At 73.4% G+C, this 26,532-nt stretch carries 28 protein-coding genes; 14 read left to right on the forward strand and 14 right to left on the reverse strand.

All coding sequences use genetic code 11. The features are described from left to right. Positions 1–34 precede the first annotated feature (34 nt). Positions 35–382, forward strand: coding sequence for a hypothetical protein (locus tag ACFUO4_RS03430; RefSeq protein WP_383479470.1), 348 nt, complete (start codon positions 35–37; stop codon positions 380–382). A gap of 13 nt (positions 383–395) precedes the next feature. Next, positions 396–980 (forward strand): SMI1/KNR4 family protein, encoded by a 585-nt coding sequence (locus tag ACFUO4_RS03435; RefSeq protein WP_383479472.1) that lies wholly within the window; start codon positions 396–398, stop codon positions 978–980. 203 nt (positions 981–1,183) lie between these two features. On the opposite strand, the gene ACFUO4_RS03440 is transcribed toward ACFUO4_RS03435, so the two are convergent. The 3 genes from ACFUO4_RS03440 to ACFUO4_RS03450 are packed head-to-tail and all read right to left on the reverse strand — an operon-like array spanning position 1,184 to position 3,960. Then, positions 1,184–2,200 (reverse strand): zinc-binding dehydrogenase, encoded by a 1,017-nt coding sequence (locus tag ACFUO4_RS03440; protein WP_383479474.1) that lies wholly within the window; start codon positions 2,198–2,200, stop codon positions 1,184–1,186. An 11-nt stretch (positions 2,201–2,211) separates the two neighbouring features. Further along, the gene (locus ACFUO4_RS03445; RefSeq protein WP_383479476.1) at positions 2,212–3,072 is read right to left on the reverse strand and encodes a fumarylacetoacetate hydrolase family protein; all 861 of its coding nucleotides are present in this window, start codon (positions 3,070–3,072) and stop codon (positions 2,212–2,214) included. A 27-nt stretch (positions 3,073–3,099) separates the two neighbouring features. Beyond that, positions 3,100–3,960: an IclR family transcriptional regulator gene (locus ACFUO4_RS03450; protein WP_383479478.1), complete on the reverse strand. Its 861-nt coding sequence runs from the start codon at positions 3,958–3,960 to the stop codon at positions 3,100–3,102. A 49-nt stretch (positions 3,961–4,009) separates the two neighbouring features. Between ACFUO4_RS03450 and ACFUO4_RS03455 the strand changes: the two genes are divergently transcribed. Continuing rightward, positions 4,010–5,722 (forward strand): IlvD/Edd family dehydratase, encoded by a 1,713-nt coding sequence (locus ACFUO4_RS03455; protein WP_383479480.1) that lies wholly within the window; start codon positions 4,010–4,012, stop codon positions 5,720–5,722. A 20-nt stretch (positions 5,723–5,742) separates the two neighbouring features. Here the strand turns inward: ACFUO4_RS03455 and ACFUO4_RS03460 are convergent, their stop codons facing one another. From ACFUO4_RS03460 to ACFUO4_RS03480, 5 genes are all read right to left on the reverse strand, one after another. Beyond that, positions 5,743–6,651, reverse strand: coding sequence for a GlxA family transcriptional regulator (locus ACFUO4_RS03460; protein WP_383479482.1), 909 nt, complete (start codon positions 6,649–6,651; stop codon positions 5,743–5,745). Between the two features lie 10 nt (positions 6,652–6,661). Further along, positions 6,662–7,261 carry a cysteine hydrolase family protein gene (locus tag ACFUO4_RS03465; RefSeq protein ID WP_383479484.1) on the reverse strand — a complete coding sequence of 200 codons (600 nt, stop codon included), beginning with the start codon at positions 7,259–7,261 and terminating at the stop codon, positions 6,662–6,664. 96 nt (positions 7,262–7,357) lie between these two features. Next, entirely contained in the window at positions 7,358–7,957 is a 600-nt protein-coding gene (locus tag ACFUO4_RS03470; RefSeq protein ID WP_383479486.1) for a dihydrofolate reductase family protein, read from the reverse strand. A gap of 12 nt (positions 7,958–7,969) precedes the next feature. Next, positions 7,970–8,830: a metalloregulator ArsR/SmtB family transcription factor gene (locus tag ACFUO4_RS03475; RefSeq protein ID WP_383479488.1), complete on the reverse strand. Its 861-nt coding sequence runs from the start codon at positions 8,828–8,830 to the stop codon at positions 7,970–7,972. Between the two features lie 33 nt (positions 8,831–8,863). Beyond that, a complete protein-coding gene (locus ACFUO4_RS03480; protein ID WP_383482256.1) occupies positions 8,864–10,045 on the reverse strand; it encodes an MFS transporter in 1,182 nt (393 codons plus the stop codon). 185 nt (positions 10,046–10,230) lie between these two features. On the opposite strand from ACFUO4_RS03480, the gene ACFUO4_RS03485 reads away from it, so the two are divergent. Further along, positions 10,231–10,641, forward strand: a complete 411-nt coding sequence (locus tag ACFUO4_RS03485) for a hypothetical protein (RefSeq protein WP_383479490.1) — start codon at positions 10,231–10,233, stop codon at positions 10,639–10,641. Between the two features lie 4 nt (positions 10,642–10,645). Here the strand turns inward: ACFUO4_RS03485 and ACFUO4_RS03490 are convergent, their stop codons facing one another. Beyond that, positions 10,646–11,227, reverse strand: a complete 582-nt coding sequence (locus ACFUO4_RS03490) for a heme-binding protein (protein WP_383479492.1) — start codon at positions 11,225–11,227, stop codon at positions 10,646–10,648. A 231-nt stretch (positions 11,228–11,458) separates the two neighbouring features. On the opposite strand from ACFUO4_RS03490, the gene ACFUO4_RS03495 reads away from it, so the two are divergent. From ACFUO4_RS03495 to ACFUO4_RS03520, 6 genes are all read left to right on the forward strand, one after another. Then, entirely contained in the window at positions 11,459–12,703 is a 1,245-nt protein-coding gene (locus tag ACFUO4_RS03495; RefSeq protein WP_383482259.1) for a sensor histidine kinase, read from the forward strand. After that, positions 12,700–13,347 carry a response regulator transcription factor gene (locus ACFUO4_RS03500; RefSeq protein WP_079309995.1) on the forward strand — a complete coding sequence of 216 codons (648 nt, stop codon included), beginning with the start codon at positions 12,700–12,702 and terminating at the stop codon, positions 13,345–13,347. Before ACFUO4_RS03495 ends, ACFUO4_RS03500 begins: the two co-directional genes overlap by 4 nt. 117 nt (positions 13,348–13,464) lie before the next feature. Beyond that, positions 13,465–14,094, forward strand: coding sequence for a DUF6629 family protein (locus tag ACFUO4_RS03505; RefSeq protein WP_383479494.1), 630 nt, complete (start codon positions 13,465–13,467; stop codon positions 14,092–14,094). A gap of 88 nt (positions 14,095–14,182) precedes the next feature. Beyond that, a complete protein-coding gene (locus tag ACFUO4_RS03510; protein WP_383479496.1) occupies positions 14,183–14,812 on the forward strand; it encodes a hypothetical protein in 630 nt (209 codons plus the stop codon). A gap of 69 nt (positions 14,813–14,881) precedes the next feature. Beyond that, a complete protein-coding gene (locus ACFUO4_RS03515; RefSeq protein WP_383479498.1) occupies positions 14,882–15,607 on the forward strand; it encodes a DUF1775 domain-containing protein in 726 nt (241 codons plus the stop codon). A 128-nt stretch (positions 15,608–15,735) separates the two neighbouring features. After that, positions 15,736–16,707 (forward strand): NAD(P)-dependent alcohol dehydrogenase, encoded by a 972-nt coding sequence (locus ACFUO4_RS03520; protein WP_383479500.1) that lies wholly within the window; start codon positions 15,736–15,738, stop codon positions 16,705–16,707. Positions 16,708–16,712: 5 nt separating this feature from the next. On the opposite strand, the gene ACFUO4_RS03525 is transcribed toward ACFUO4_RS03520, so the two are convergent. Next, complete coding sequence (locus ACFUO4_RS03525) at positions 16,713–17,234, reverse strand: MarR family winged helix-turn-helix transcriptional regulator (RefSeq protein ID WP_383479502.1); 522 nt, start codon at positions 17,232–17,234, stop codon at positions 16,713–16,715. A 40-nt stretch (positions 17,235–17,274) separates the two neighbouring features. On the opposite strand from ACFUO4_RS03525, the gene ACFUO4_RS03530 reads away from it, so the two are divergent. Continuing rightward, positions 17,275–18,189: an EamA family transporter gene (locus ACFUO4_RS03530; protein WP_383479504.1), complete on the forward strand. Its 915-nt coding sequence runs from the start codon at positions 17,275–17,277 to the stop codon at positions 18,187–18,189. Further along, positions 18,186–18,998, forward strand: coding sequence for a class I SAM-dependent methyltransferase (locus tag ACFUO4_RS03535; protein WP_383479506.1), 813 nt, complete (start codon positions 18,186–18,188; stop codon positions 18,996–18,998). Before ACFUO4_RS03530 ends, ACFUO4_RS03535 begins: the two co-directional genes overlap by 4 nt. Here the strand turns inward: ACFUO4_RS03535 and ACFUO4_RS03540 are convergent. From ACFUO4_RS03540 to ACFUO4_RS03550, 3 genes are all read right to left on the reverse strand, one after another. Next, the gene (locus ACFUO4_RS03540) at positions 18,985–20,181 is read right to left on the reverse strand and encodes a barstar family protein (RefSeq protein WP_383479508.1); all 1,197 of its coding nucleotides are present in this window, start codon (positions 20,179–20,181) and stop codon (positions 18,985–18,987) included. The genes ACFUO4_RS03535 and ACFUO4_RS03540 overlap by 14 nt on opposite strands. A 49-nt stretch (positions 20,182–20,230) precedes the next feature. Then, complete coding sequence (locus ACFUO4_RS03545; protein WP_383479510.1) at positions 20,231–21,403, reverse strand: serine hydrolase domain-containing protein; 1,173 nt, start codon at positions 21,401–21,403, stop codon at positions 20,231–20,233. 94 nt (positions 21,404–21,497) lie between these two features. Then, positions 21,498–22,427: a LysR family transcriptional regulator gene (locus ACFUO4_RS03550; protein ID WP_383479512.1), complete on the reverse strand. Its 930-nt coding sequence runs from the start codon at positions 22,425–22,427 to the stop codon at positions 21,498–21,500. 115 nt (positions 22,428–22,542) lie between these two features. Here ACFUO4_RS03550 and ACFUO4_RS03555 point away from each other — a divergent pair, with 115 nt between their 5' ends. Next, the gene (locus tag ACFUO4_RS03555) at positions 22,543–23,835 is read left to right on the forward strand and encodes an MFS transporter (protein ID WP_383479514.1); all 1,293 of its coding nucleotides are present in this window, start codon (positions 22,543–22,545) and stop codon (positions 23,833–23,835) included. 47 nt (positions 23,836–23,882) lie between these two features. Here the strand turns inward: ACFUO4_RS03555 and ACFUO4_RS03560 are convergent, their stop codons facing one another. Then, positions 23,883–25,112: a PP2C family protein-serine/threonine phosphatase gene (locus ACFUO4_RS03560; RefSeq protein ID WP_383479516.1), complete on the reverse strand. Its 1,230-nt coding sequence runs from the start codon at positions 25,110–25,112 to the stop codon at positions 23,883–23,885. Between the two features lie 271 nt (positions 25,113–25,383). Between ACFUO4_RS03560 and ACFUO4_RS03565 the strand changes: the two genes are divergently transcribed. After that, positions 25,384–26,490 (forward strand): serine hydrolase domain-containing protein, encoded by a 1,107-nt coding sequence (locus ACFUO4_RS03565; RefSeq protein ID WP_383479518.1) that lies wholly within the window; start codon positions 25,384–25,386, stop codon positions 26,488–26,490. Positions 26,491–26,532 lie beyond the last annotated feature (42 nt).

The raw sequence follows: 26,532 nt of genomic DNA on the forward strand, positions 1-26,532 counted from the left end.
CGCCGGGCCGCGCGTACACACGGGGAGTGGTGGGGTGACGGTGCGTTCCGTGGGACGGTACTGCGTGCCGCTCCTCGTCAACCTGTTGATCGGCGTGCCGGCGATCGCCGTGTGGGAGTCCGCCCGTTGGTACGCCGCCCACGGGCACTGCGGACTCGATGATCTCGACCGGCGCGATCTGGGCGGCTGCACCTACCCGCAGATCGACCACAGCGGTCCCGTCCTGCTGTTCCTCGTCATCACGGGGCTGTTCGTGCTGCTGCTCGTCCTGATCGCCGACGTTCTTCTCCCCCTGCGCCGCGAACGCCCGCTCAAACCATGGCTGTTGACGCTACCGGCCGTCGTGCTGCCCTATCTCCTTCTGCTCGGTTCGGTGGACTGACAGGATCGGCCGCATGACAGCATCGGTCACCGAGTCCTGGGCCCGCATCGAGACCTGGCTCGCCCGGCACGCACCGAGGGCGTTCGCGACCCTGGAGCCTCCAGCGGAGGCCGCCGCCGTCGCGGCGGCGGAGGAGGCCGTGGGACAGCCGTTCCCCGAGAGCCTCCGGCAATCCCTGCTCCGGCACAACGGTTCGGGGCATCAAGCCCTGGTGCCGCCGTTCTGGATGCTGCTGGACGTGCGGAACATCGTCGACAGCCGCCAACGGCGCATGCGGATCTACGGTGATGAGCCTGCCGATCGCGAAGATGGCGACCCGGAGTCGGAGTACGGGCCTTGGTGGCACGCGGAGTGGATTCCCTTCGCCGCCGACGGCGCAGGTGACTATCTCGTCGTGGATCAGCGGCGCCACGGACGTCGGGGGCGGATCGGCGACGCCGATCACGAGACCGGCTGTTCCTTCGCCCCTTCTCCCGTCTGGGCCTCGCTCCCCGCCCTGTTGGACGCGACGGCCACCGCCCTGGAGACGGGCGAACCGATGGAGGGCTACCGCCGGGTCGCGGTCGACGAGACCGAGTTGGAGTGGGAGGACGCCTGAGGCGGACATGAACATGGGGCCCGCTCCGCGCATCACGCGGAACGGGCCCCATCATTGAGCGCTGGGCAGGCCTTGCACCTGCATTTCCCCGCAGGAAGCGGGGCGTCTTTCCTTGGACCACCAACGCAGCGCCGGTTGTTCGCAGTTGCGGTGACCGGCTCAAGATCAAGCCTACCGTATGCGCGGGGGTGCTTCCGACCGCCTCAGTCCCGGCGTGGATCGACGAGGATCTTGGGACCGAGGCCCGTGTCCGGAGGGCGCTTTCCGGCGAGTACGGCACCGACCTCCGCCAGGCCGACCGTCGCGGCGACGAGGGGACGCGGGTCGACGCTGCCCTCCGCGTACGCCCGAACGGTCGCTTCCAGACCGGGAGATGCCGACAGTACGCCCACCGCGGTGACGTCCTTCAGGGCCAGCGTCCGGGTGTCGACGCGGCTGGGTTCGCCGGCGATGCCGACGTAGACCACACGCCCGGCGGGCTCGACCGACTCGACGGCCAGGCCGGGGAGATGGACGGCGTTGGTGGCGTCGACGACCGCGTCGTAAGGCCCGTCGGGCAGGGAGTCCGCGCGCCAGACGTGCTCGAAGCCGAGGTCGCGGGCGAACGTGAGGGATCTGTCCGTCGCTCCCATGAGATGGACCTCCGCCCCGGCGGCCCGCACGAACATGGCGGTGAGCAGGCCGATCGTGCCGGGACCGAGGATCAGCACCCGGTCGCCGGCACCGGACGCGGTGGCACGGGCGGCGCGCAGGGCGGTGCCGCCGGGTTCGACCAGGGCGCCGAGTTCGGCGTCGACGGTGTCCGGCAGGGCGTGCAACGAAGCGGCGGGGACGGCCAGTTGTTCGGCCAGGGCGCCGGGGCGGTCGCCGCGGATGCCGACCTCCTGCCGCTGGTCGCACACATGGTGCCGGCCGCGTCGGCAGCGGCGGCACGTTCCGCAGCCGAGCATGGTGTCCCCCATGACGCGTCGGCCGAGCCACGCGGGGTCCACAGCGTCGCCGACCGCCGCCACGCGTCCGGCCCACTCGTGTCCGAGCCGCATCGGGTAGGCGGCATGGCCCTGGTGGAGGTAGGCCATCGCGCCGGTGAAGAACTCGACGTCGGTGCCGCAGACGCCGACGCGTTCGACGTCGACGACGGCTTCACCGGGTCCCGGCACCGGCGCCGGGACCTCCTGGACCGCGTACTCCCCCGGCGCGGTGAGGACGAAGGCGCGCATGGGCGGGCGCGTCACCGCGGGGCGAGAACGTGCTGGCGCTGGGTGCCGAGGTGCTTGATGCCGAGTTCCATGACATCACCGGGCTGGAGGTAGACGGGCGGGGTGAGGCCCATGCCGACGCCGGGCGGGGTGCCGGTGTTGATGAGGTCGCCGGGTTCCAGGACCAGGAACTGGCTGAGGTAGTGCACGATGAAGTACGGGTCGAAGATCATCGTCTTGGTGCTGCCGGTCTGGCGGCGCACTCCGTTGACGTCCAGCCACATGTCGAGGGCGAGGACGTCGTCGATCTCGTCGGCGGTGGCGAGCCAGGGTCCCGCGGGGTTGAAGGTCTCGGCCGACTTGCCCTTGGCCCACTGGCCGCCGCGTTCCAGCTGGAAGCCGCGTTCGCTGACGTCGTTGACGACGACGTACCCGGCGATCGCGTCCCGGGCGTCGTCGACGGAGTCGAGGTAGCTGGTCCGGCGGCCGATGACGATGCCGAGCTCGACCTCCCAGTCGGTCTTGGTGGAGCCGCGCGGGATGCGGACGTCGTCGTTCGGGCCGACCAGGGTGTTGGGCGACTTGGTGAACAGGATCGGCTCGTCGGGGACGGCCATGCCGCTCTCGGCCGCGTGGTCACGGTAGTTGAGGCCGATGCACAGGATCTGGTGCGGGCGGGCGATCGGCGCGCCGACGCGTTCCCCGGCGAAGCGGGACACCTGCCCGGCGGCCACGCGCGCGGCGACGACGGGCCGGACGCGGTCGATGCTGCCCGAGCCGAAGAACGCCTCGTCGAAGTCGGTGACGGTGTCGGACAGATCGACGTAGGTGTCGTCGTCGATCCGGGCGACGGGCTTCTCGGCGCCGGGCGCGCCTATGCGCATGAGGTACACGGCTCGGTCTCCAGGGATTCAGCGGGTTCAGGGGGTGCGGGGGGTGCGGACGGGGCGATGGGGTGCGCTCAGGGGGCCGAGCGCGGCGCGGACCTCCTCGACGGCATCGACCAGGCTCCGCAAGGGGGTTCGGTAGGTGAGGGCGCTGACGCTCACGGCTCCGGAGGGGGCGGCCGGAGACGTGGCGTAGACGGGCAGGGCGAGGCAGTTGACGCCGGTCTCGTTCTCCTGGTCGTCGACGGCGTAGCCGCGCTGCCGGGTGGCCTCCAGTGCGCGGTGCAACTCCTCGGCCGTGCACAGGGTTTGCGGGGTGCGGCGCTCCAGTGGCGTGCCGCCGATCCACTGTCGTACGGCGTCGAGCGTGTCCAACTCGTGGGCGAGCAGGACCTTTCCGACGCCGGTGGCGTGGGCGGGGTTGCGGCCGCCCACGGTGGAGGTGAGGCGGACGGCGCCGGCCGGTGGGTCGACCTTGGCGCGGTAGACGACCTCGCGGCCGTCGAGGACCGCGTAGTGGGCGGTCTCGCCGAAGCGCCCGGCGAGGGTCTGGAGCAGCGGCCGGAGGCGGACGTGGTCCGGGCGGGCCTCGTGGTGGGCGAAGGCCATGCGCAGGAACTCGTCGCCGAGCAGATAGCGGCCCCGGGCGTCCTGGTCGGCGAGGCCGGCGCGGCGCAGGGCGCGCAGCGCCCTGTGCACGGTCGGCTTCGGGCTGCCGATCACCCGGGTCAGCTCCTCGAGGCCCACTCCGTCGGGGTAGCCGGCCAGTTCCCTGAGCACGGCGAGCACGCGGTCGGAGCCGACCAGGCGGCCCTCGCCGGGGCCCGGGTCGGCCGGCCCGGAGTTGTCCTGGTCGGGGTCTGTCGAGCCGTCGTAGGTCTGCGTATGCTCCATGGCGTTCCACAGATTAGACCCGTGTGTCGATTGTTGGAAGGAGCTTCGGGTGACGCTCCGCAGCGCCCAGTGGTACGCCGGGCAGGACCGCAACGCCTACATCCACCGGGCCTGGATGCGCCGCGGTGTCCCGGACGACGCGTTCAGCGGACGTCCGCAGATCGCGATCGCCAACACCGCCTGGGACCTGACCCCGTGCAACGCCCATCTCGACGAGGTCGCGTCGTCCGTCCGCGACGGGGTGTACGAGGCGGGCGGTATTCCGCTGGACCTGCCGGTGGTGTCGCTCGGCGAGACCAACGTGCGGCCCACCGCCATGCTGTGGCGGAACATGGCGGCGATGGCCACCGAGGAGATGCTGCGCGCCAACCCCATCGACGGGGTGGTGCTGTTGGGCGGCTGTGACAAGACGATCCCGTCGCTGCTCATGGCCGCCGCGTCGGTCGACCTGCCCGCGGTCGTCGTGCCGGGCGGACCGATGCTCACCGGGACCTTCCGCGGCACGCCACTGGGCTGCGGCACGGACGTGTGGCGGCTGTCGGAGGAGGTGCGGGCCGGGACGCTGACCCAGGAGGAGTTCACCCGCTCCGAGTCGGCGATGATCCGCAGCCGAGGGCACTGCAACACCATGGGCACCGCCTCCACGATGGCCCTGGTGGCCGAGGCCCTGGGCACGGTGATCCCCGGCGTCGCCGGGACGCCCGCGCCCGACAGCCGGCTGCTGCAGGCCGCGCACCGCACGGGGCGGCTGGCGGTGGACATGGTCGCCGCCGACCGGCGCCCGGCCACCTTCCTGACCCGGGCGAACTTCCACAACGCGATCGTGGCGCTGGCCGCGATCGGCGGCTCCACCAACGCGGTCGTCCATCTGCTGGCCGTCGCCGGGCGGTTGGGCGTCGAGTTGAGCCTCGACGACTTCGACCGCATCGGCTCGCACGTGCCGGTGCTCGTGGACCTCCAGCCGGCGGGCCGCTTCCTGATGGAGGACCTCCACCGCGCCGGAGGACTGCTCGCGGTGCTGCGCGAGGTCCGCGACCTGCTCGACCCCGCGGCGCTGACCGTCACCGGCGAGCCGCTGGTGGACCATCTCGACGACGCCCCGATCTGGGACCCGGAGGTCATCCGCCCCCGCGCCGAACCGCTGGTCGCCGAGGGCGGCATCGCCGTCCTGCGCGGCAACCTCGCCCCGCACGGGGCGCTGATCAAACCCGCGGCGGCCTCTCCGCACCTGCTGCGCCACCGGGGCCGGGCGGTCGTCTTCGACAGCATCGAGGACTTCCACGCCCGTGTCGACGACCCCGACCTGGACGTGGACGCCGACTCCGTCCTCGTCCTGCGCGGCTGCGGCCCCAAGGGCTACCCGGGCATGCCCGAGGTGTCGAACATGCCGCTGCCGAAGAAGCTCCTGGAGCAGGGCGTACGGGACATGGTCCGGGTCTGCGACGGCCGGATGAGCGGGACGGCGTACGGCACGGTCGTGCTCCACGTGGCGCCGGAGGCGGCGGCTGGCGGCCCGCTGGCCCTCGTGCGCACCGGGGACTTCGTCGTCCTCGACGTCGAGGCGCGCCGCATCGACGTCGACGTGCCGGACGACGAACTCGCCCGCAGAACCCCGGACAAGGCCACCGTCGCCGGTTTCGCCAGTCCCCGGCGCGGCTGGGAGCGGCTCTACGTCGACCACGTCCTCCAGGCCGACACCGGGGCCGACCTGGACTTCCTGGTGGGGTCCAGCGGCTCGGAGGTGACCCGGGAGTCGCACTAGGTGTGCTGTCCGGGAGGTGCCTACGCCGCCCGGGCGCGCAGTCGGCGCAGCATGCGGGCGTCCTCGAAGCCGACCGAGCGGGCGGCCGCCTCGAGGGTGGCGCCGTGGCCGATGAGGTGCTGGGCGCGTTCCAGGCGGAGGGTCTGCTGGTAGCGCAGCGGGGTCAGGCCGGTGGCGCGGGTGAACAGACGGGTGAGGGTGCGTTCGCTCACTCCGACCGCGGCGGCGAGGGCGGGCAGCGGCAGCGGGTGGTCGAAGCGGGCGTCGATCAGGTCCTGGACGTGGTGGACGGTGTCGTCGAGGTGGGACCGGTGCCGGAACATCGCGCTGGACTGGGCGTCGTGGCCGTTGCGGCGGGCGTAGACGACCATGTCCCGGGCGACCTTGGCGGCGACGGCGGGTCCGTGCCGGCCGGCGACCAGGTGCAGGGCGAGGTCGATGCCGCTGGCGATGCCGGCCGAGGTGATGACACGGTCGTCGGCGGTGAACAGGACGTCGCGGACGACGGTCGCGCCCGGGTGGCGCCGGGCCAGCTCGTCCTGCACGTCGTGGTGCGTGGTGCAGCGGCGGCCCTTGAGCAGCCCGGCCCGCCCGAGCGCTTCGGCTCCGGCGCACACGCTGGCCACCGTGCCGCCGCGGTCGTGGTGGTCGCGCAGGGCCCGCAGGGCGGGGGCGCCGATCTCGGGCGAGTCGGCGAGGGTGACCGCCTGCCAGCCGGGCACCACGACGAGATCCCCGGGCCCGAGCTCGGGCCAGTCGAGTCCGGCCACCAGCGGCACCCCCTGCGCGGTGGGCACCTCGGTCCGCTCGGCGACGTAGGTGAGGGTGTACGGGTGCCCGAAGTCCGCGGCGGTGGAGAAGACCTGCGCGGGTCCCGCCAGGTCCAGCAGATGGACCCCGGGCACCAGGAAGAAGACGACGTGGCTCACGATCCGGTCATCATGCCCGAGGCCGGGCCGCGGCCTCCAGCCCGGCGACGGTGGCGATGGTGGCGAAGCGTCCGGCGAGGGCGTACTCGGTACGCCGTACGACCTCATCGGCGGGCAGGGTGCGGGGGTCGGCCAGCAGCTCGGCATTGCTCAGGCCGGCCGGGGCGTCGCGGTGCGGGATGGGGTTGGTGGCCGTCGCGTCGACGACGAAGGTGACGCCGTAGCCGAGGTCGCTCGCGACCCGCGCGGTGGTCTCCACGCACTGCTCGGTGCGGATGCCGCAGACGGTGAGTTCGCGGATGCCGTGCTCGGTCAGCAGCTGCTGGAGGTTGGTGGTGGTGAACGCGTTGTGCGAGGTCTTGTGGATCAGCGGCTCGCCGTCCGCCCGCTCCAGCTCCTCCATCAGGCGGACGTGGCCTAGGGCGGGGTCGAAGACGTCGGCGCTGCCGGGCTCCGAGTGCAGCACCCACACCACCAGATCCCCCGCCTCGCGGGCCAGCCGGACGAGACGGTTCACCTTGTCGGCGATCTTCGGGTCGGAGATGGTCTCCCACAGCGGGCGGGCGCGGAAGGACTCCTGGACATCGATGACGATGAGGGCTCGGGTCATGACCCCAGCCTGGTCCGGCGGCCGGGGCCGCGGACAGGCCGGATCGGGTCCGGGGGCGGACCGATCCGGTCACCTGTCCCGTACGGCCGGGACGCGTCAGCGGACGCGGTCGTAGGTCAGGGCCATCTCGCCCGACTCGCCGGTCTCCCGGTGGGTGAGCGTCCACTTCGAGGCCGGCAGACCGTCGTCGAACAGCCGCTCCCCGCCGCCGGCGATCTCGGGGCAGACGATCAGATACAGCCGGTCGACCAGGTCCGCGGCGAGGGCCGCCTTGATGACGCTCGCGCTGGTGTTGATGAGGATGTCGCCCTCGCCGGTGGCCTTGAGGTCGGTGAGGACCTCCGCGGTCGGGGCGTTCACCACGCGGGCGCGGCTCCACGGCGCCTCGGCGAGGGTCGTGGACAGGACCACCTTCTCGGTGTCCACCAGCCACTTCGCGTAGCCGCGGTCGCGCGGGTCGGCGTTGTCGTCCTCGGCGACCGAGGGCCAGAACCCGAGGAACCCCTCGGCGTTGCGCCGGCCGAGCACCACGGTCGTGGCGTTCTCCCAGATGCGGGTGAGGTGGTTGCGGGCGACGTCCGTGACGGCGTACGGGACGATCGCGCCGAGGTCAGCGGGGCCGCCGGGGCCGTTGTAGCGCCCGTCGAGGGTGAGGTTGATGTTGGCGGTGATCCTGCGTCCGGTCGAGTCGTTCATGATGGCGCTTCCTTATCCCTTGGTCCGTGCGTGTGTGGTGCCCTTGGTGGTGGTGCGCGCTGTGCCGGCGGAGTCGGCGAGATGGTCGGTGAGGTGGACGGCGAGGTTGTCGAGCACCTGCTCCCAGCCGGTTCCGATCCCGGCGATGTAGGGGGCCGCTTCGACGGTCGTGCCGGTGATGCGCAGGCCGAGCCGGAGCCGCGTCCCGTCCGGGACGTCGGCGAGGCTCAGGTCGTAGTGGCCGGTGAACGAGACCGCCCCCGAGCGGTCCAGCACCGAGAGGTCGAACACGAGATGCTCGGCCTCCGTCGCGGTGTGGACCCGCCCCTCGGAGCGGTAACGCCCTTCGGCGTCCCGGTACTCGAGGACGGCTCGTCCGCCGGGCCGTGCCTCCAGGAGGCACTCGCTGACCGTCATCGACGGCGGCGCCCACCAGGAGGCGAGCAGGGCCGCGTCGGTCCAGTGCCGCCAGACGAGGTCCCGGGGTGCGGCGAGGGTGCGCTCGAACGAGAACGTCCGCCCGTCCGCCCACCGCTCCCGGTCCGCGGCCGCGGTCTCCGCCTCGATGGCGGCGCGGTAGCGGGCGATGACGTCCCGCTCGCCCGCCTGCGCCCCCGCCGTCTCGACCAGCTCCCGCAGCCGCCGCTCCAGGGCCGCCAGGGGCGCGGTCTCGACCGCGTAGACCCGGCGTTGCCCCAGCGGGAAGACCGTCACGAGGCCGGCCCGGGCGAGGGTCTGCAGGTGCTTGGTGGTCTGTGGCTGCCGCAGCCCGGTCAGCTCCGCCAGTTCACCGACGGACCGGGGCCGCTCGACGAGGAGTTCGACGATGCGCCACCGCGCTCCGTCCCCCAGTGCTGATGCGATCCGCTCCATGCCCTGAAGTATTCACTACAAAGAATATTCTCGTCAAGGAATTTCTCCGACTGCCCCGGCCGCCCGGCCCGCTCGCGCTCCCCATGCCGCGAACGCCATGACGGCGACGGCGACCGCGACGATCCCGGCACCGACGAACAGCGGCGCCCGGTAGCCCAGGCCCGCGGAGAGGGCCAGGCCGCCGAGCCAGGCGCCGAGGGCGTTGCCGACGTTGGAGGCGGACACGTTGGCACTGGCGGCGAGGGCCGCCCCGTGGGCGTGGTCGGTGACCCGGGTGATCATGCCGGGGACGGCGGCGAAGCCGGTCAGCCCCATCAGGAACACCAGGACGACCGAGGCGGGGGCACTCGCGGCCAGCAGGCCGAACACGGTGAGGGTGACGGTCAGTCCGAGCAGGGCGAGGATCAGGGCGCGGTCACGGTCACGGTCGGCGGCCCGTCCGCCGACCGCGTTCCCGACGACCAGGCCGACGCCGTACACCATGAGCAGCCAGGCGACTTCCGTCGCGGAGAAGCCGCCGACCTCGGTGAACGTGTAGGCGATGTAGCTGAACGCGCCGAACATGCCGCCGTACCCGAGGGCGGTGGCGGTGAGGGTGAGCCAGACCTGCGAGGAGCGGAAGGCGCGGAGTTGGGCGCGCGGGCCGGCGGGCGGGGCCGAGTCCGCCTCGGCGGGCGCGGGAACCAGGGCGGCGATCCCCGCCAGCGCCAGGACGCCGATCGCGGTGACGGCCCAGAACGCCGAGCGCCAGCCCCAGCGTTCGCCGACCAGCGCGCCGAACGGCACACCGAGCACGTTGGCCAGGGTGAGCCCGGCGAACATGACCGCCACCGCACGGGCCTTCCGCTCGGGCGCGACCAGGCCGCGGGCGACCAGCGAACCGATGCCGAAGAACGAGCCGTGGCACAGGGCGGCGACGATCCGGCCGAGCATCATCACCGGATAGTTCGGCGCGACGGCGCACAGCAGGTTGCCGATGACGAACAACGCCACCAGGCCGACCAGCACCTGCTTGCGGGGCAGCCGTGCCGTCGCCGCCGTGAGGGCGATCGCACCGACCGCGACACTGAGCGCGTATCCGGAGATCAGCCGGCCGGCCGCCGCCTCGGACACCGCGAAACTCGACGCGACCCGCGGCAGCAGTCCCGCGATCAGGAACTCGGTCAGCCCGATCCCGAACCCGCCGAGAGCCAGCGCGATCAGTCCCGGCGGCAGCCGCTCCCGTTCGCCGGTACGCCGTGGGCGCTGGTTGGATGTGCCGTCGAACGTCCGTGTTCCATCCCTGAATCGGCTCATGATCCACCCTCACCCGCCGCGGCGGAGCGGTCCATGGACAAAAGCCCACGGCCCTTGGACGATCGGCCGCGGCGTGCGGCGACCACCGGAGGAGTACCGGAGCGATGTCACCCAAGTCACCGAAGTCACCGAAGGTTCTTCACGACCCCGCGACCGGCGAGGTGGACCTCACCGCCCCGGCCGCCGAACTGCACCGTCTGGCGCGGGCGGTGGCCGAGGGCGCGGGACTGCTGTGGACCACGGCAGGGACGGACGGCGCTGCCCTGGCGGGCGTCGAGGTGAGGGACGCCCCGGGACCCGGGATCCGCATCGGCCTCGACCCCGCCCGGCGAGTCCTCCTCATCGACGGCGACAGTGACGCCCGTACCCTCTTCGCGGCCAACCTGCGGGCCATGGCCGACGCGGAGGACGGCGGGCACCTCCACGTCGATCATTTCCCCGACCATCCCTACCTGGCGGAGGGTTCCCTGCCGCTGGTGGTCAGCAGCCCGCACGGGGGAATGCCGCGGCGCTGAGCCGTCAGCGGCCCGTGACCGCCTCCGCGCCCGCCTGCGCGTACTTCTCGTCCAGGGCGCCGGACGGGGCGCCCGCGACGCCGATGCCCGCGATCGGTGCGTTCTGGGCGGTGACGGGGACGCCTCCGGCCAGGAACAGGGTGCCGGGGATGTCCTTCAGGTTCGGGGCCTGCTTCAGGCGCTCGGCGAGCTCGGAGGTCGGGGCGTTCCAGGAGACGGCGGTGTACGCCTTGCGCTCGGCCGACTCGTACGACTGCGGGCCGGCGCCGTCGCCGCGCAGCGTGACGACGGTGTTGCCGTTGCGGTCGACGACGGCGACCGTGACCCGCTGGTTCTCCTTCTCGGCGGCGTCGAGCGCGGCCCGGGCGGCTCGGGTGGCGGCGTCGATCGTCAGGTGGGTGGACGTGGTGGTGGCCCTGGCCGGGGCGGAGGCCACGGCGGCAGCGGCGGGCGCCGCGGCCGGTGCGGAGGCGTTGGCGGAGACCGCGCCGAAGCCCGCCAGGGCGACGGCGCCGAGCACGGCACCGCCGAGGGCGACACGGGCGCGGCGGGAGACCTTCTTGCGCTGGGGCTGCACGGCGTTCATGGGTCGTCGACTCCTTCGGTGGGCGGGCGGCTCGGTCGCCGCCCCGTTTCCTGCTCTCCACCCTCGGCCCGGAACCGGGCCCGGCCGGTCGGCGTTCCGGCTCGCTCGGGAGCGCGGGACGGATGACACGGGGGTCGTCCGATCGGTTGACCCGCGGGGCCCGTGGAGCCGGTGACAATGGAGGTGTTTGCCCAGTTCAGCGCCCGCAGCCAGGAAGGGGGTGAGCCCCTGATGCCCGCGCATCACGACGAACCGAGCGCCGTGGACACCCGCTGGCTCGGTCTCGTCCTGCACGCCGCGTTCTTCCTGCTGCTCGGCGGCGCCCTCGCCCGCTTCCTGCTGCGCCATCCCGGCGAGCCGCGCACGCCGTGGATCATCGCGCTGTGCGTGGTGCTCGTCGTCCTGCATCTGGTGGGGCCGAAGGCGGGCGACCCGGGGCCCCGGCACTCCGCGTGGCTGGCGCTCGTCGTCGTGGTGTGGATGGTGCTGGTCGTGCTCGCGCCCAGCTTCGCCTGGTGCGCGGTGCCCCTCTTCTACACCGGCCTGCGCACGCTGCCGCCGCGCGCGGCGCTCGTCCTGGTGGCGGTGCTGACGGTGTTCGTCGTGGCCGCGCAGGTGCAGCTCGGCGGGCGTTTCGACCCGAACCTGGTGCTCGCGCCGCCCGCCGTCGCCGCGCTCGCCACCGCCGTCTTCCTCCAGATGGAGCGGCAGACCGACCGGCAGCGCGCCCTCATCGACGACCTCATCCGCACCCGCCGCGAACTCGCCGCCTCGGAACGCCGCGAGGGCACCCTCGCCGAGCGGGAACGGCTCGCGATGGAGATCCACGACACACTCGCCCAGGGCCTGTCCAGCCAGCGGATGCTGCTCCAGGCGGCGGACCGGGTGTGGGACGGCGAACCGGACAAGGCCCGCGCCCACGTCCGCACCGCCGCCTCCGTCGCCGAGCACAACCTCGCCGAGGCCCGCCGTTTCGTGCACGACCTCGCACCCGCCGACCTCGCCCGCGGAGGCGGCCTCGACGAGGCGCTGCGCGCGTTGGCCGCCCGGGAGTCCGGTGGGCAGGTGACCGTACGGGTCCACGTGGACGCCGACGAGGAGCGGCTCACCCGGCTGCCGGACCGCGTCCAGTCCGCCCTGCTGCGCATCGCCCAGGGCGCCCTGGCCAACGTCCGCGAGCATGCCGGAGCGAGCGGCGCCGCGCTCACGCTCACCCTGCTCGACGACGAGGTCGTCCTGGACGTCTCCGACGACGGCCACGGCTTCGACCCCGCCGCGCCGCCCGGCACCGCCGAGGGTGGGCGCGGCCACGGTCTGCCCGCGATGCGGGCCCGCCTGCGGGCCCTCGGCGGCACCCTGACCGTGGAGTCCCGGACCGGCGAGGGCACGGTCGTGTCCGCCGCGGTCCCTCTGGAGGCGCGCGGTCCCTCTGGAGACGCCCCGATGACCCCTGACGACCGCCGGGAGACGCCTTGACGACCCCCGACCGTTCCCGCCGCGTGCGCATCCTGGTCTGCGACGACCATGCCGTCGTACGGGCCGGACTGCTCGCGCTGCTCGACAGTGCCCCGGACATCGAGGTCGTCGGGGAGGCCGGCACCGGTGAGGAGGCGCTGGCGCTGGCCGCGAAGCTCACGCCGGACGTGGTGCTGATGGACCTGCAGCTGGGGGAGGGCATCGACGGCGTGGCGACCACCCGCCGCCTCACCTCCGCGCCAGGCGCCCGCCCGCACGTCCTGGTGCTGACGACGTACGACACCGACGCCGACATCACCCGCGCCATCGAGGCGGGCGCCACCGGCTATCTCCTCAAGGCCGAGCGCCCCGACGAGCTGTTCGCGGCGATCCACGCCGCCGCCGAGGGCCGCACCACGCTGTCGGCGCCGGTCGCCGGCCGGGTGATGGCCAACCTGCGCAAGCCCCGCCCCGCCCTCACCGACCGGGAACGCGACATCCTCGCCCAACTGGCCCGCGGCATCGGCAACCGGGACATCGCCCGCGCCCTGTTCATCAGCGAGGCCACCGTGAAGACCCACCTCCGCCGCATCTACGACAAGCTCGGCGTCGACACGCGGGCAGGCGCGGTCGCGGTCGCCAAGGAGAGGCGCCTCCTGCCGTAAGGAGGGTCCGTGCGGTTTCCGGCCACCCTCCCGCCGACGTGACCGTGTCGCCCCGGCCTACGCTCCACGCGGACGTAACGTGGTGGCGGCCGATGCCGTGAACCCCTGGGTGGCGTGATGTGTTGGAGTGCGACGGCCGACCTGGTCGCCGGTACGGCGGTCGCGGGCGTCGGTGCCGCCTGTGTGGCGCGGGTGCGTGAGCCGCGTGATCTCCCGCTGGCCGGGCTGCCGTTGCTGCTCGGGGCGCATCAGATCGTCGAGGCGCTGGTGTGGAACTCCGGTGGCGGCAGCGGCGCCGCGACGGTGGTGTGGGCCGTGATCGCGCTGCCGGTACTGGCCGCGGGAGTGCCCTTGGCCGTCTGGTGCGCGGCTCCGCCACGGGCCCGGCGCCGCCTGGCCCTTCCGCTGGTGACCGGCGCGGCGACCGCGGCGGCGCTGGCCCACGCCTTGGCCTCCGGTCCGGTGACGGCCGAGATCCGCGGCCACACGATGGGCTACTCGATCGGCCTGTCGCACACTCCCCTGCTCATCGCCGGGTATCTGCTGGCGACCGTGGGCTCCTTGCTGCTCTCCGGTGACCGGCGGCTGTTCGTGCTGGGGGTGCTGGTGGCCGTGGGTGCGGCGGTCTGCTCGGCGTTGTGGCGGCTGGAGTTCGTCTCGACATGGTGCGCGCTGGCCGCCCTCTGCTCGGTGGTACTGCTCGGCTGGGTCCGCTCACGACCGCGTGGCGCGGTGGCCGCGGCCTGACCCCGACGATCCGCGGAGCCCCTGACGTCACCGGTCTTTCCGAAAGCCGCCTGCGCGCCGCGGCCCCGTGGGACAGGATGAGCGGGTCATGTACCCGCACGTCAGCCACCGTCCAGCGCCTCTGCCCGTGTTGCGGGCCGCGGTGTTCGCCGTCGTCGGCGCCGTGCTGGGGGTGAGCGCCCACCATCTGTTCGGCGCGGAGTCCGTGCCGTGGGCGCAGGCGTCGACCGTGGCCGGCGGGCTCTTCGGGCTGGGTCTGGTCGGCGTACGGCGACCACGGCATGTGGGCACGGTCGTCGTGTTCAGCGTGGCGGGACAGTCCGGGCTGCATCTGTGGCTGACGTTCACCACGCACCCTCCGCGAGCCCAGGGCCACATGCACCACGCCGGCCCCGCGACGGGTCATGAGCGGCTGCACGACTCCGTCGCGATGACCGTCGCCCACGCGCTGGTCGCCGTGCTCGTCGCGGTGCTGCTGCATCGCGCGGACGCCGCCTGCTGGACGCTGGTCCGCGGGGTGGGCGCGGCGCTGGGCTCGGTGCGGGCCCAGGTCGCCGCCGCCCGGGCGCTGTTCACCCGGCCACGGGTGGCCGGGCCGCTCGATGTGCCGGTTCCGGTACGGGCCGAGCGCGCGCGGGCGACGCTCACGGGGACCGTCCTCGCGCACGCGGTGGTGCGGCGGGGGCCGCCATCGGGTCGGGCAGTTCTCGTCAACTGACCTGATCGGGGCGCGCGTTCGGCTTCGCCGTGCGGCGGCCCCGGCCATCCCCCATGCCTGGAGACACCCATGTCCCGCATCACCCGCCGGCTGGCCGTCGCGGCCGCCGCCGCGGCAACCGCCGTGCTGTTCACCGCCGTTCCGGCCGCCGCCCATGTCGAGGTCGAGTCGGACGACGCGCAGGCCCTCGCCGAGAACGCCGAACTCGCCTTCACCGCCGAGTCGGAGTCCGCCACCGCCGGGATCACGCAGATCCGGGTGGTCCTGCCCAAGGGCATCGCCCCGTCCGACGTGACGTACGGAAAGGGGCCCGAGGGCTGGAAGTTCACCACGACGGACGACGGCTACACCGTGAAGGGCGCCGCGCTGAAGGTGGGCGCCGACGCCGAGTACTCCGTCGTCGTACGGCAGTTGCCCGACGCGAAGGAGCTGGCGTTCAAGACCCTCCAGACGTACGGCGACGGCAAGGTCGACCGCTGGATCGAGCTGGGCGAGTCCGGCGACGACGACGGGCACGGCCACGGCGAGGGCAACCCGGCCCCGGTGCTGAAGCTGAAGGCGGCCGCGCCGGGGGCGACACCGGTCGCCCCCTCCCCCAGTGCGTCCGCGAGCGCGTCGGCGACGCCGACCGCCGAGGAGTCCAGCACCTCGCCGACCCCGCAGGCGGCCGACAGCGAGACGGAGGACGACGGCGGCCTGTCCGCGGGGGCGTGGGTCGCGATCGCGGCGGTGCTCGTCCTGGCCATGGCCGTGGCCCTCGTGTTCGTACGACGCAGGGGCGGCGCCCGGCAGTAACGCGGCCACGCTTGCCCCAAATGCCCCCGCATCCCGGCGAGTTCGGGGTGCGGGGGCTGGTCGTGGGGGTGGTCCGGGAGGGACGATCCGGGAGGACACCGTCGAACCGGCGCGGAGGAGTGCCCCCGATGAAGGCCATCGTCCAGTACGCGTACGGCTCCACCGAGACTCTGGAACTGCGGGACGTCGAGCGTCCCGTGCCCCGCGACGACGAAGTGCTGGTGGAGGTGCGTGCCGCGGGCGTCGACCCGAGCGTCTGGCATCTTATGACCGGGCGGCCCTACATCGCCCGGCTCAGCCCTGAGCTCGGCCTGCGCCGGCCCGCTCACGTCGTGCGCGGGTGGGACGCGGCGGGGCGGGTGGCGGCGGTCGGGGAGAAGGTGACCGGGTTCAAGCCGGGGGACGAGGTGTTCGGGCAGTGCGACGGCTCGTTCGCCGAGTACGCGCGCGCCAGGTCCGACCAGCTCGCCCCGATGCCCGCCGGCCTCTCCTTCACGCAGGCCGCCGCCCTGCCCGTCTCCGGCGTGACCGCACTCCAGGCCCTCGACCTGGCCCTCCCGCGGCCCGGCGACAAGGTGCTCGTGATCGGCGCCTCGGGTGGCGTGGGGACGTACGCCGTGCAGCTCGCCGCTCATTACGGGGCCCGGGTCACCGGGGTGTGCGGGCCCGGCGCGGCGGATCTGGTCCGGTCGCTGGGGGCGGCCGACGTCATCGACTACACCCGGGAGGACGTCACCGACCGGCCCGTCCGCCACGACCTCGTCGTCGACACCGCCGGGAACCGTTCCCTGACCCGGTTGCGCCGGGTCCTCACGCCGCGGGGCACGGTCGTGTTCGTGGGCGGGGAGGACGGCGGGCCCGTGCTGGGCGGCCTGGACCGCTGGGTGCGCGGACTGGTGCTGTCGCTCTTCGTGGGGCAGCGCCTGCGCCCGTTGTTCGCCCGCACCCGGCAGCCGGATCTGCTCCGCCTGAAGGCCCTGGCGGAGACGGGTGCGATCGCCCCGGTGATCGACCGCACCTATCCGCTGGAGGAGGCCGTGGCCGCCGTACGCCATCTGGAGAGCGGGCATCCGCGGGGCAAGCTCGTGGTCACCGTCTGAACGCGTCAGCTCTCCGTCGGGGGTTCCAGGCGGGCGAGCCAGGTGGCGAGGAGCTTCTCGAGGGTCTCGGCCTCGGCGGGGGTCAGCAGGTCCAGCAGCCGGCGTTCGTTGCGGATGTGGTCGGTGAAGGCCCGGTCGATGAGTTCGCGGCCGGCCCGGGTGAGGGCGACGATCCGGCCTCGCTGGTCGCCGGCGGAGCGGCGGCGGGTGACGAGTCCGGCCCGCTCCAGACGGTCGATGCGCTTCGTCATCGCGCCGGTGGTCACCATGGTGTGCGCGGCGAGCTCGCCGGGTGCCCGCTCGTAGGGTTCACCGGCGCGGCGCAGGGCGCACAGGACGTCGAACTCCCCCTCGCCGAGGCCGTAGCGGCCGTAGACGAGCACGAGTTCCTCGGTGAGCCGGTCGGCGAGGCGGTGCAGTCTGCCGATCACTCCCTGCGGGCCGACGTCGAGGTCGGGTCGCTCGCGGCGCCAGTCGGCCTGGATGCGGGCCACACGGTCCGGCGTTCGCCGGTCTTCCACGGACATGGACCTCATATTAGCTTCCCGGGAAGTTATATTGGCTTCCATGGAAGCCAATTCCCGATGGGTGGCGCTGACGGCGGTGGCACCGGTGGCGTGGGGCACCAACTACTACGTCACCCACGAGTTCCTCCCGACGGACAGCCCGCTGTACGGGGCCGCGCTGCGGGCGCTGCCCGCCGGTCTGGTGCTGCTGGCCCTCGCCCGGCGGCGGCCGCACGGGGTGTGGTGGTGGCGCTCGGCGGTGCTCGGGCTGCTGAACGTGAGCGTGTTCTTCGTCCTCGTCTACGCCGCCTCGCAACTGCTGCCGACGAGTGTGGCCTCGACCGTCATGGCGGTGTCCCCGCTGACGATGATGCTCATCGCCTGGTCCCTGGTCGCCGAGCGGCCCGGCGCCGCGCATCTCACCGGCGCCGCGATCGGGCTCGCCGGAGTCTGTCTGATGCTGTTCACCGGCGCGGAGGGGGTGAGCGTGCCGGGGGTGCTGGCCTCGGGCGGGGCCATGCTGGTGTCGGCGTTCGGCCACATCCTGACCAAGCGGTGGAACGCCGGTGGCGCGGTGCTCGCCTCGACCGCCTGGCAGCTCACCGCCGGGGCACTGTTCCTGCTGCCGGTCGCGGCGGCCGTGGAGGGCCCGCCGCCCGCCCTGTCCGCACCGTCGCTGCTCGCCTTCGCGTACGTCTCCGTCGTCGCCACGGCACTGGCCTTCACGGTGTGGTTCGCCGGGCTGCGGCGCCTGCCCGCGGGGACGGTCGGGCTCATAGGGCTGCTCAATCCCGTGACCGGTGTCCTGCTCGGCACGGTGGTGGCGGGCGAGGCGCTGACCGTGCGGCAGCTGTGCGGTCTGGGGCTGGTGCTGCTCGGGGTCGCGCTCGGCCGACCGGGACGCGCGAGACCGGTGCCCCGGGCCCGTGCCCGCGACCTGCAACGCCCCCTGAGACAGGGCAAGGTGGAGGGGTGAGCGAGCGGAGCTTCGATGTGTGGGCCGCCGGCGACCCCTACGAGCGGTACATGGGCCGGTGGAGCCGACGGGTGGCCGACACGTTCGTCCGGTGGCTGGACTGTCCGCCCGAGGCCCGGTGGCTGGACATCGGCTGCGGTTCGGGGGCGCTGACCTCGGCGGTGGCCGTACGGTGCCGGCCCCGGGCGCTGCTGGGTGTGGAGCGGTCCGCCGGGTTCGCGGCGGCGGCGCGCGCCGCCGCTTCCCCGCCCGCCCGGGTCGCCGTGGCGGACGCCCAGGCGCTGCCGGTGCGGGACGCGGTCTTCGACGCGGCCGTCAGCGGGCTGGTGCTCAACTTCCTTCCCGATCCCGGCCTCGCGCTGGCGGAGGCGGCGCGGGTGGTGCGGCCGGGTGGCGTGGTGGCCGCGTACGTGTGGGACTACGGCGAGGGCATGGGGTTCCTGCACCACTTCTGGGCCGCCGCGACCACGGTCGACCCGTCGGCGGCGGCCCATGACGAGGGTCGCCGCTTCCCGCTCTGCCGTCCGTCCGCGCTGCGTCCGCTGTGGACCGGAGCGGGGCTGACCGAGGTGACGGTCGCCCCGGTCGAGATTCCCACCCTGTTCACGGACTTCGACGACCTGTGGAGGCCGTTCCTGTCCGGTCAGGGCCCGGCACCCGGGTACGTCGCCGCCCTCTCCCCCGATGTCCGCGAGCGGCTGCGGCGGGCGCTGCACGAGCGGCTGCCGGCGCGGGCGGACGGGACGATCGCGCTCACGGCGCGCGCCTGGGCCGTACGGGGACGTAAGCCGGGAGCTAGCGCAGCGTGACCGTGGCGCCGCGTGCTTCAAGGAGGCGCACGATGTCCTCGAAGTAGGTCAGCTCGGACGCGGGGTCGGGGAACACGTCCGCGAACGCCTCTCGCGCCACCTGGGAGTCGTGCCAGACCAGCGTGAAGGGCGGGGCGATGCCGAAGCCGCCGCCCAGGCAGTCCTTGAACGCGTTCCACTCCCGCCCGAAGTACCCTCCCGGTCCGACCAGCGCCTCGGCCAGCGCGCAGTACAGGCCGGGCCGGTCGGTGACGAACCGGCCGTCGAGATGGTGGACGCCACCGGAGCGGTCCGGGCCCTGTGCACTCGGGTCGGGAGTCGTCAGGTCGAGCCACTCCTGCCTGCCCTCGGTGCCGTACGGCGCCCAGAGGTTGCGGGTCGCCGGGACGCCCCGGTACCAGGTCTCCCAGACCGGACGCGCCGCCGTCGAGGGCCGTTCGGGGCCGCCGTCGGTGAGCTTGATGTCGAAGAGGTCGGCGCCGAGGACCGAGGGGCGTGCCGTCTCGATGCGCAGATGCACGGGCAGCCGGTACATCTCCCGGCCGTTCCGGTCGAGCGCCCGCAGCTCCACCCAGTCCTGGTCGTACTTGCGCCGCCTGTGCAACACCGTGAGCAGCGGCTCGGCGGGCTCGCAGCCGATGAGGTGCAGCGGCACGGCGGGGTGGCCGTGGCGCGGCACGAACAGGCCGTCGATCTCACGGCATTGCCCGGCGGACGGAAGGCCCCTGCGGGGGGCCGTGAACATCTTGAACACCGGCTCGGCGGGCAGGGTGTGCTGCCACTGCCATTCCTCCTCGACCCCGGCGCCCACGACGACGTCGACCAGCCCCGGATCATCCGCGTTCGGCCGGTGGGCCAGCACCACGGTGTCGACGAGGGACCACCACTGCATCGGCTGTTCCTCGTCCCAGACCTCCACGCACACCTCACCCAGCAGCGCGGTCGCCTCGCCGTCCGGCGCCAGCGCGTCCCGCAGCGGGCCGTCCGGCGCGCAGCCGCGCAGGGTCAGGACCTCACGCCGGGGCGGCGGCTTGTCGACGAAAAGTCCCTCGACGCCGGCGCACCGCCCCCAGTACTCCTCCTCGAGGTCCGCGTCCACCTGCACCAGCAGATACCGCACCGGGAAACCCCGCTCCCAGACCGCGTGTCCCACGCCGCCGCCCACCCCTGTCCCGTCGTCCACAACGGCACACAGTAGGTCGGCGGCGACACACTGAGCACGGGGATTTCCGCTAGGCGTGCGGGCCGCGCACCAGGGCGCAGACCAGGTTCTCCTCGATCTTGCGCATGCGCTCCACCTGGGCGGCGTCCGTGGCCTTGTTGATCTGGGTCGTGGCGGAGAACGTCACCGAGCGCCGCCCGTCCGGGGTGGCCGCGACGAACTGCGTGTAGCCGAGGGTGTTGCCGGTGTGGCCGAACACGGCACCGCACCGGGTGTCGTACCGGAAGAGCGCCAGTCCCGCCCGGTTGTGTCCCGGCCCCGCGGGCTCGGAGGAGCCCTCGATCCACCGCCGCTGCGCGTGGATCTCGCGCCCGCCGAAGAGCGCCCCGCCGACGTAGCCCTGGATGAAACGGGTCATGTCGGCCGGCGTGGAGACGATGCCTCCGGAGGCCCACACGCCGGACATGCCCAGCACCTCGCTGACGTCCTCCGGGGCGGCCCCCGGCTCGACGGCGTAGCCGTGCATGTAGGGCTTCGGCATGCGGTAGCCCTGCGGAAGGCTCGTGCGGTGGAGGCCGAGCGGCGCGTAGACGAGGTCGCGCAGGAGGCGTTCGTACCGTGTTCCGGTCGCCGCCTCGGCCATCAGCGCGACGGCGATGTTGTCGGAGTTGGAGTACTGGTAGCGGCTGCCCGGGGTGAAGCGGAGCGGCTCGTCGGCCACGTAGTCGAGCAGGCGGCGGGAGTCGAAGTGGTGGCGTGGGTCGGCGATGATCTCGGCCCGGAACGCGGGGCTCTCGGAGTAGTCCGGCAGCCCGCTGGTGTGCTGGAGCAGTTGGCGCAGGGTCACCGCGCCCCACGCCTTGGGCAGTTGGGGCAGGCGGTGGCGCAGGGTGTCGTCGAGGTCCAGTGCGCCGCGGTCGGCCAGGGCAAGGGCGACGGCACCACTGAAGGCCTTGGCCGTGCTGGCGATGCGCATGTGGTCGTCCGGGCGGGGCGGGCGGCCGGTGCGGACGTCGGCGGCGCCCGCGGTGAGGACGCGGGTCTTTCTGCCGTAGTCCAGGACGGCGATGACGGCGGGTGGGCCGCCCTCGCTGCGGACGAACCGGTCGAGCTGCTCCTGGAGTCGGTGGTCGTCGCCGCGCGTCGGTGTCGCGGACGCGGGGCCGGAGGCGGTGACCGGGGTCAGTACGGCCACGCAGAGGGCCGCCACGGAGGCGGCGCGCAGGCTGGAACGCAGAGGCATCGAGGGCTCCCGGGGGTGGGCTTGACTGCGGTCCAGCCTGTCCGCCCCCGCCCGTCACCTGCTTCTTGTGCTGCTGCATCCGGCCCAGTGGCGTTCACTGCGCCCAGTGCGGCGTCCACACCTGCCGGGTGCCGTGCCCCTGCCGGGCGGCGTCGAGGTGAGCGCGCAGGGCGGTGAGGGCCGGGTGGGGGTTGTCGGCGCGCCAGATCAGGGAGTGCGGGTAGACCGGCATCGGGTCGTGCAGGGCGATGCGGCGCAGGTCGTGGTCGGCGGGCCAGCCGAGGCGGGTCTGCGCGCCGACGAGGGTGGCCAGGGAGGGCGAGTCGGCGATGGTGTCCAGGAGCGGGTCGGTGCCGAAGTCGGGTCCGGTGGCCTCGATGGTGAGGCCGAACGCGGCGGCGAAGTCGTCGTAGTAGGCGGCCCACTCGGTGCCGTCGACGAGGCCCGGCATCCAGATCCGGTGGCCGACGAGCCGGTCCGGGGCGACGGAGCGGGCCGCGGCGAGCGCGTGTCGCGGGCCGGTCAGCAGCTGGACGGGCTCGTCGTGGACGCGGGCGGTGGCGATGCCGTCGGGGAGCCTGCGGGCGGGGAGGGTGACGGCGCGGAAGGACGCGTCGATCGTGCCGGAGCGGACCGCTGCGAAGGCCTCTTTGGCGTCGAAGAGGGTCACCACGTCCAGTTCGACGTCCGGATGGGCGCGATGGAAGCCGCGCAGGACGTCCGCCGGGGCCAGCCGGCGCCCGATGACGTCCACGCGCAGCGCGCGGCGGCCGGGTCGCACGGAGGCGACGGCCCGTTCCTCGGCGTCGAGGAGGGCCCGGGCGTGGGGCAGGAACGCCTGGCCGTCGATGGTGAGCCGCACTCCTCTGGCCGTGCGGGTGAACAGCCGTACAGCCAGGTCCTTCTCGAGCGCGGCGACGCGTTTGGAGACCGCCTGCTGGGTGATCGACAGGGTCGCGGCGGCGTCCTGGAAACGTCCGGCGTCCGCGGCCGTCACGAACGTGCGCACACCGACGAGGTCCATGGCCGCCATCGTAGAGCCACAACCATTGGTTGTGTCCGGGCCGCGTGGCGGTTGTTTGATCCGCGCGGGCCCGGCCCGGTTGGATGTGCGGGGTCGGCGAGAGGCGGTGCGGTGCATGGGGGCGAGACGTTCGCTCGGGCGGTCCTTCGGGTGGCTGTGGGCGGCCTACGGGGTCAGCGCGCTCGGCACCTGGCTCGCCTTCGACGCGTTCGCGCTGGTCGCGATCCTCGTCCTGCACACCGGGCCGGCCCAGGTGTCCGCGCTGTCGGCGGCCGGGCTCGCGGTCGGGGCGGTGGTGGCGGTGCCGCTGGGGCCGTGGGTGGAGTTCCGCCGGAAACGGCCGGTGATGATCGGGATGGACCTGGTCCGGTTCGCCGCGCTGATGACGATCCCGGTCGCGTTCGCCCTCGGCCGGCTGACGTTCGGACAACTCCTGGTTGTGTCGGTGCTCGTCGCCGCGGCCGACATCACCTTCACCGCGGCGTCCGGCGCGTGCCTCAAGGCGCTGGTGCCGCGGGAGGACCTGCTCGTCGCCAACGGGCGGTTCGAGGCGACGACCTGGAGCACCACCATGGTGGGCCCGCCGCTCGGCGGTGCCGTCGTCGCCGTGTTCGGGCCGGTGACGACCATCGCCGCCAACGCGGTCAGCTTCCTGCTCTCGGCCGGAGGGATCCGCGCCATGGGCGGCACCGAGCCCCGGCCCTCACCCCGCCCGGACAGCGCGAAGCTCCGGGCCGGCGACCTCCTCCACGGCTGGCGCTTCCTCCTCACCCACGCGACGCTGCGCCCCCTGTTCTTCAACAACGCCCTCGTGAACGGCCTGATCATGGCGGCCCAGCCGCCCCTCGCCGTCCTCATGCTCGGCCGTCTCCACTTCACGCCCTGGCAGTACGGGCTCGCCTTCGCCCTGCCGTGCCTGGGCGGCCTGATCGGATCGCGGCTGTCCCGGCGCCTGGTCACCCGGTTCGGTCAGCGCAGGGTCCTGCTCGTCGCCGGCACGCTGCGGGCGTGCTGGGGACTGGGTCTGGCCTTCGTCGGGCCCGGAGCGGCGGGGCTGGTCCTCGTCATGGCCGTGGAGTTCGGGCTGATCACCTGCGCGGCCGTGTTCACGCCCGTCCTGGCGACCTACCGGCTGGAGCGCACCCCGGCCGACCGCCTCGCCCGGACGCTGTCCGCCTGGTCCATCACGGTCAAGCTGTCCATCGCCGCGCTCACCGCGCTGTGGGGCCTGCTCGCCGCCGCCACCGGCCCGCGCGTCGCCATCGCCACCGCCGGACTGCTGCTCCTCGCGACACCGCTCCTGCTGCCGCGGCGAGCGCTGGGGGCGGGCGAGGCCGTCGGGGACGAGGAGGACAACGGGAACGACGGGGACGACCGCACGGACCCGGCGCTCACCACCGGGCGCTGACCGGACCGCCTCACGGCCGTACGACGATCAGAACCGTGCCGCCCGCCTCACAGCCGCACCACGATCAGCGCCGTGTCGTCCGTCGCCCCTTCCGTCGGCAGCAGTTCCAGCAGCACCGCGTCCGCCATCGCCGACGGATCGGCCTCGCGATGCCGCAGGAGGGCCTCCGCCAGGCGTGCGAGGCCCGCGTCGATGTCCTCGCGGCGGCGTTCCACCAGTCCGTCGGTGTACAGGACCAGCGTGTCGCCCGTACGGAAGTCGGCCGTCGCCTCGGGGCGTGAGACAGGGTCGGGGCTGGCGTCCAGCGGCGGGTCCGTGGCCGCGTCGAGGAACTCCACCCGGCCGTCGGCGTGGACCAGCGCCGGTGGGAGATGGCCGGCGCTGCTGTAGGTGATGGTCCGGGCGTCGAAGTCGACGAACGTGGTGGCCACGGTGGCGGACTCGGCGCCGGGGACGACGTTCGCGTACCGGCCCAGGACGTCCAGGGCCTGCGCGGGCCCCTCGGCCACCCGGGACGCGGCACTCAGCGCGCTGCGCAGCTGGCCCATCACACAGGCCGCCGCCAGTCCGTGCCCGACGACGTCGCCGACCGCGACGCAGATGCGGTCGCCGCCGATCCGTTCCACGAGGTCGTACCAGTCGCCGCAGACGTTCAGCGCGCCGACGGCGGGCCGGTAACGTACGGCGGCTCTGTGGTCGCGCACCTGCCGGGGCGCCGGGAGCATCGCCTCCTGAAGGGCCAGGGCGACCTCGCGCTCGCGGGCGTGGGCCTTTCTCAGCCGTTCGTTGACCTCCTGCAACTCCCGGGCGCGGATGTACAGTTCGGCCTCCAGCGCGCGGGCCCGGGTGCCGACGGGGCCACCGCGGTCACGGATGAACTCGGTGACCTCCTCCACCCGGTGCACCAGGAGGGCGACCTTCCCGTCCGGCCCGAACACCGGAGCGTTGACCGGGCTCCAGTAACGCTGCTCCCAGCACCCCGGCTGCTCCAGCGACTCGACGTCGTAACGCTGGACGGCCATGGTGTCGCGCTCGCCGGTGGCCAGGACGCGCTGCAGTGAGGCGGCCAGGTTGCGCATGCCGGAGGCGGCCGGGTCCTCGGGGTTGTCGGGGAAGACGTCGAAGAGGTAGCGGCCGACGAGCTGCTGCCGGCTGCGTCCGGACATGCGGACGAACTCCTCGTTGGCGTCCACGTACACCAGCTCGGGCGTCAGGACCGCCACCATGCCGGGCAGCGCCTGGAACACCGCTGCGTAGTCGATCCCAGCGTCCGCCATGGCTCTGCCGCCTCACTGCCGATATCGCCTCACTTCCCACGATATGGGCCCACGGGGTCACCCGGTGGATCTGCCGCAGACGCGGGGTCCGGCAGGCCGGCCGGCCCTGACAGGGCGCGGGCGCCCTCCTGCATCCTGATGCCTGATCCGCGGGATGCGCTCGATACGCCGGACACGGATTCCCCGGTGAACGGGGCCGGCCGGCTCCACCCCGCCCACCGGCCGGAAATTCGGTTGCCGCCCGCCCCTCGCCGGGGGCTAGATTCCGCGCATGGCAGACATCCAGGGTTCGTACGACGACCTGTTCATGGCCGTGCCCAACGCGCTGGCCGCCTTCCTGGACGAGGGCGACACCGGTGGCTCGGCGGCGGTGTACGTCGACGGCAAGCCCGTGGTGGACGTGTGGGGCGGGCACGCGGACGCCGGGCGGAGCAGGCTCTGGGAGCGGGACACCGTGACCAACGTCTTCTCGGTGACCAAGACGATGACGGCCCTGGCCGCGATCATCCTGGTGGACCGCCTCGAACTCGATCTGGACGCGCCGGTCGCCCGCTACTGGCCGGAGTTCGCCGCGGCGGGCAAGGACAAGGTGCTCGTACGGCATCTGCTGTCGCACACCGCGGGCCTGCCCGACTTCGACGGGCCCGTCGCCGAGATCTACGACTGGCCCGCCGTCACGGCCCGGCTCGCGGGGCTGGCCCCGCAGTGGGAGCCGGGGACCGCGGCCGGATACCACTCCCTCACGCAGGGGTTCCTGGTGGGCGAGGTGGTGCGCCGGATCACCGGCCGCAGCCTGGGCACGTTCTTCGCCGAGGAGGTGGCCGGGCCGATCGGCGCCGACTTCCGCATCGGCGTGGGCCCCGAGGACGACCATCGTGTGGCGCTCGCCGTCCCGCCGCCCGGGCACGACGAGGACTACACCGCGAGCGCGCCGAACGCGGAGCCCAAGCCCACGACCGCGACCGCGCTCCGGGTCCGGGACGCCAACAGCACGGCCTGGCGCCGGGCCGAGATCCCCGCGGCCAACGGCTACGGCAACGCCCGCTCCGTGGCCCTCGTGCAGTCCGTGATGGCCTGCGCGGGCGGGATCGGCCCGGTCCGGCTGATGTCCCCGGCCGGGCCCGCGCGCGCGTGGGAGGAGCAGTTCGACGGCGAGGACCGCACCCTGGGCATGCCGATGCGGTGGGGCCTGGGATACGGCCTGTTCGGCACGGCGTACGGCTGGGGCGGGTGGGGCGGCTCGCTCGTCATGGTCGATCCCTCGGCACGTATGGCGGTGGCATACGTGACCCACCAGATGCGCGAGCCCGCGAACGACCAGCGGGGCCTGGAGATCGTCTCAGCGGCCTACGAGGGCCTCCAGGGCCTGTCCACCTGACACCGCACGCGGCCCACGCCCCGAGCCCCCACCAATCCCCTC

The organism is Streptomyces sp. NPDC057280 (genome assembly GCF_042668605.1).
Classification (GTDB): domain Bacteria; phylum Actinomycetota; class Actinomycetes; order Streptomycetales; family Streptomycetaceae; genus Streptomyces.

Bases quoted from the DNA above. Each gene is read 5' to 3' on its own strand.
- ACFUO4_RS03450 (WP_383479478.1), bottom strand. From the start codon at position 3,960: ATGGAGCATACGCAGACCTACGACGGCTCGACAGACCCCGACCAGGAC.
- ACFUO4_RS03525 (WP_383479502.1), bottom strand. From the start codon at position 17,234: ATGTCCGTGGAAGACCGGCGAACGCCGGACCGTGTGGCCCGCATCCAG.
- ACFUO4_RS03565 (WP_383479518.1), top strand. From the start codon at position 25,384: ATGGCAGACATCCAGGGTTCGTACGACGACCTGTTCATGGCCGTGCCC.
- ACFUO4_RS03490 (WP_383479492.1), bottom strand. From the start codon at position 11,227: ATGAACGCCGTGCAGCCCCAGCGCAAGAAGGTCTCCCGCCGCGCCCGT.
- ACFUO4_RS03555 (WP_383479514.1), top strand. From the start codon at position 22,543: ATGGGGGCGAGACGTTCGCTCGGGCGGTCCTTCGGGTGGCTGTGGGCG.
- ACFUO4_RS03545 (WP_383479510.1), bottom strand. From the start codon at position 21,403: ATGCCTCTGCGTTCCAGCCTGCGCGCCGCCTCCGTGGCGGCCCTCTGC.
- ACFUO4_RS03435 (WP_383479472.1), top strand. From the start codon at position 396: ATGACAGCATCGGTCACCGAGTCCTGGGCCCGCATCGAGACCTGGCTC.
- ACFUO4_RS03495 (WP_383482259.1), top strand. From the start codon at position 11,459: ATGCCCGCGCATCACGACGAACCGAGCGCCGTGGACACCCGCTGGCTC.
- ACFUO4_RS03510 (WP_383479496.1), top strand. From the start codon at position 14,183: ATGTACCCGCACGTCAGCCACCGTCCAGCGCCTCTGCCCGTGTTGCGG.
- ACFUO4_RS03440 (WP_383479474.1), bottom strand. From the start codon at position 2,200: ATGCGCGCCTTCGTCCTCACCGCGCCGGGGGAGTACGCGGTCCAGGAG.
- ACFUO4_RS03520 (WP_383479500.1), top strand. From the start codon at position 15,736: ATGAAGGCCATCGTCCAGTACGCGTACGGCTCCACCGAGACTCTGGAA.
- ACFUO4_RS03530 (WP_383479504.1), top strand. From the start codon at position 17,275: ATGGAAGCCAATTCCCGATGGGTGGCGCTGACGGCGGTGGCACCGGTG.
- ACFUO4_RS03550 (WP_383479512.1), bottom strand. From the start codon at position 22,427: ATGGACCTCGTCGGTGTGCGCACGTTCGTGACGGCCGCGGACGCCGGA.
- ACFUO4_RS03465 (WP_383479484.1), bottom strand. From the start codon at position 7,261: ATGACCCGAGCCCTCATCGTCATCGATGTCCAGGAGTCCTTCCGCGCC.
- ACFUO4_RS03560 (WP_383479516.1), bottom strand. From the start codon at position 25,112: ATGGCGGACGCTGGGATCGACTACGCAGCGGTGTTCCAGGCGCTGCCC.
- ACFUO4_RS03470 (WP_383479486.1), bottom strand. From the start codon at position 7,957: ATGAACGACTCGACCGGACGCAGGATCACCGCCAACATCAACCTCACC.
- ACFUO4_RS03505 (WP_383479494.1), top strand. From the start codon at position 13,465: ATGTGTTGGAGTGCGACGGCCGACCTGGTCGCCGGTACGGCGGTCGCG.
- ACFUO4_RS03515 (WP_383479498.1), top strand. From the start codon at position 14,882: ATGTCCCGCATCACCCGCCGGCTGGCCGTCGCGGCCGCCGCCGCGGCA.
- ACFUO4_RS03485 (WP_383479490.1), top strand. From the start codon at position 10,231: ATGTCACCCAAGTCACCGAAGTCACCGAAGGTTCTTCACGACCCCGCG.
- ACFUO4_RS03475 (WP_383479488.1), bottom strand. From the start codon at position 8,830: ATGGAGCGGATCGCATCAGCACTGGGGGACGGAGCGCGGTGGCGCATC.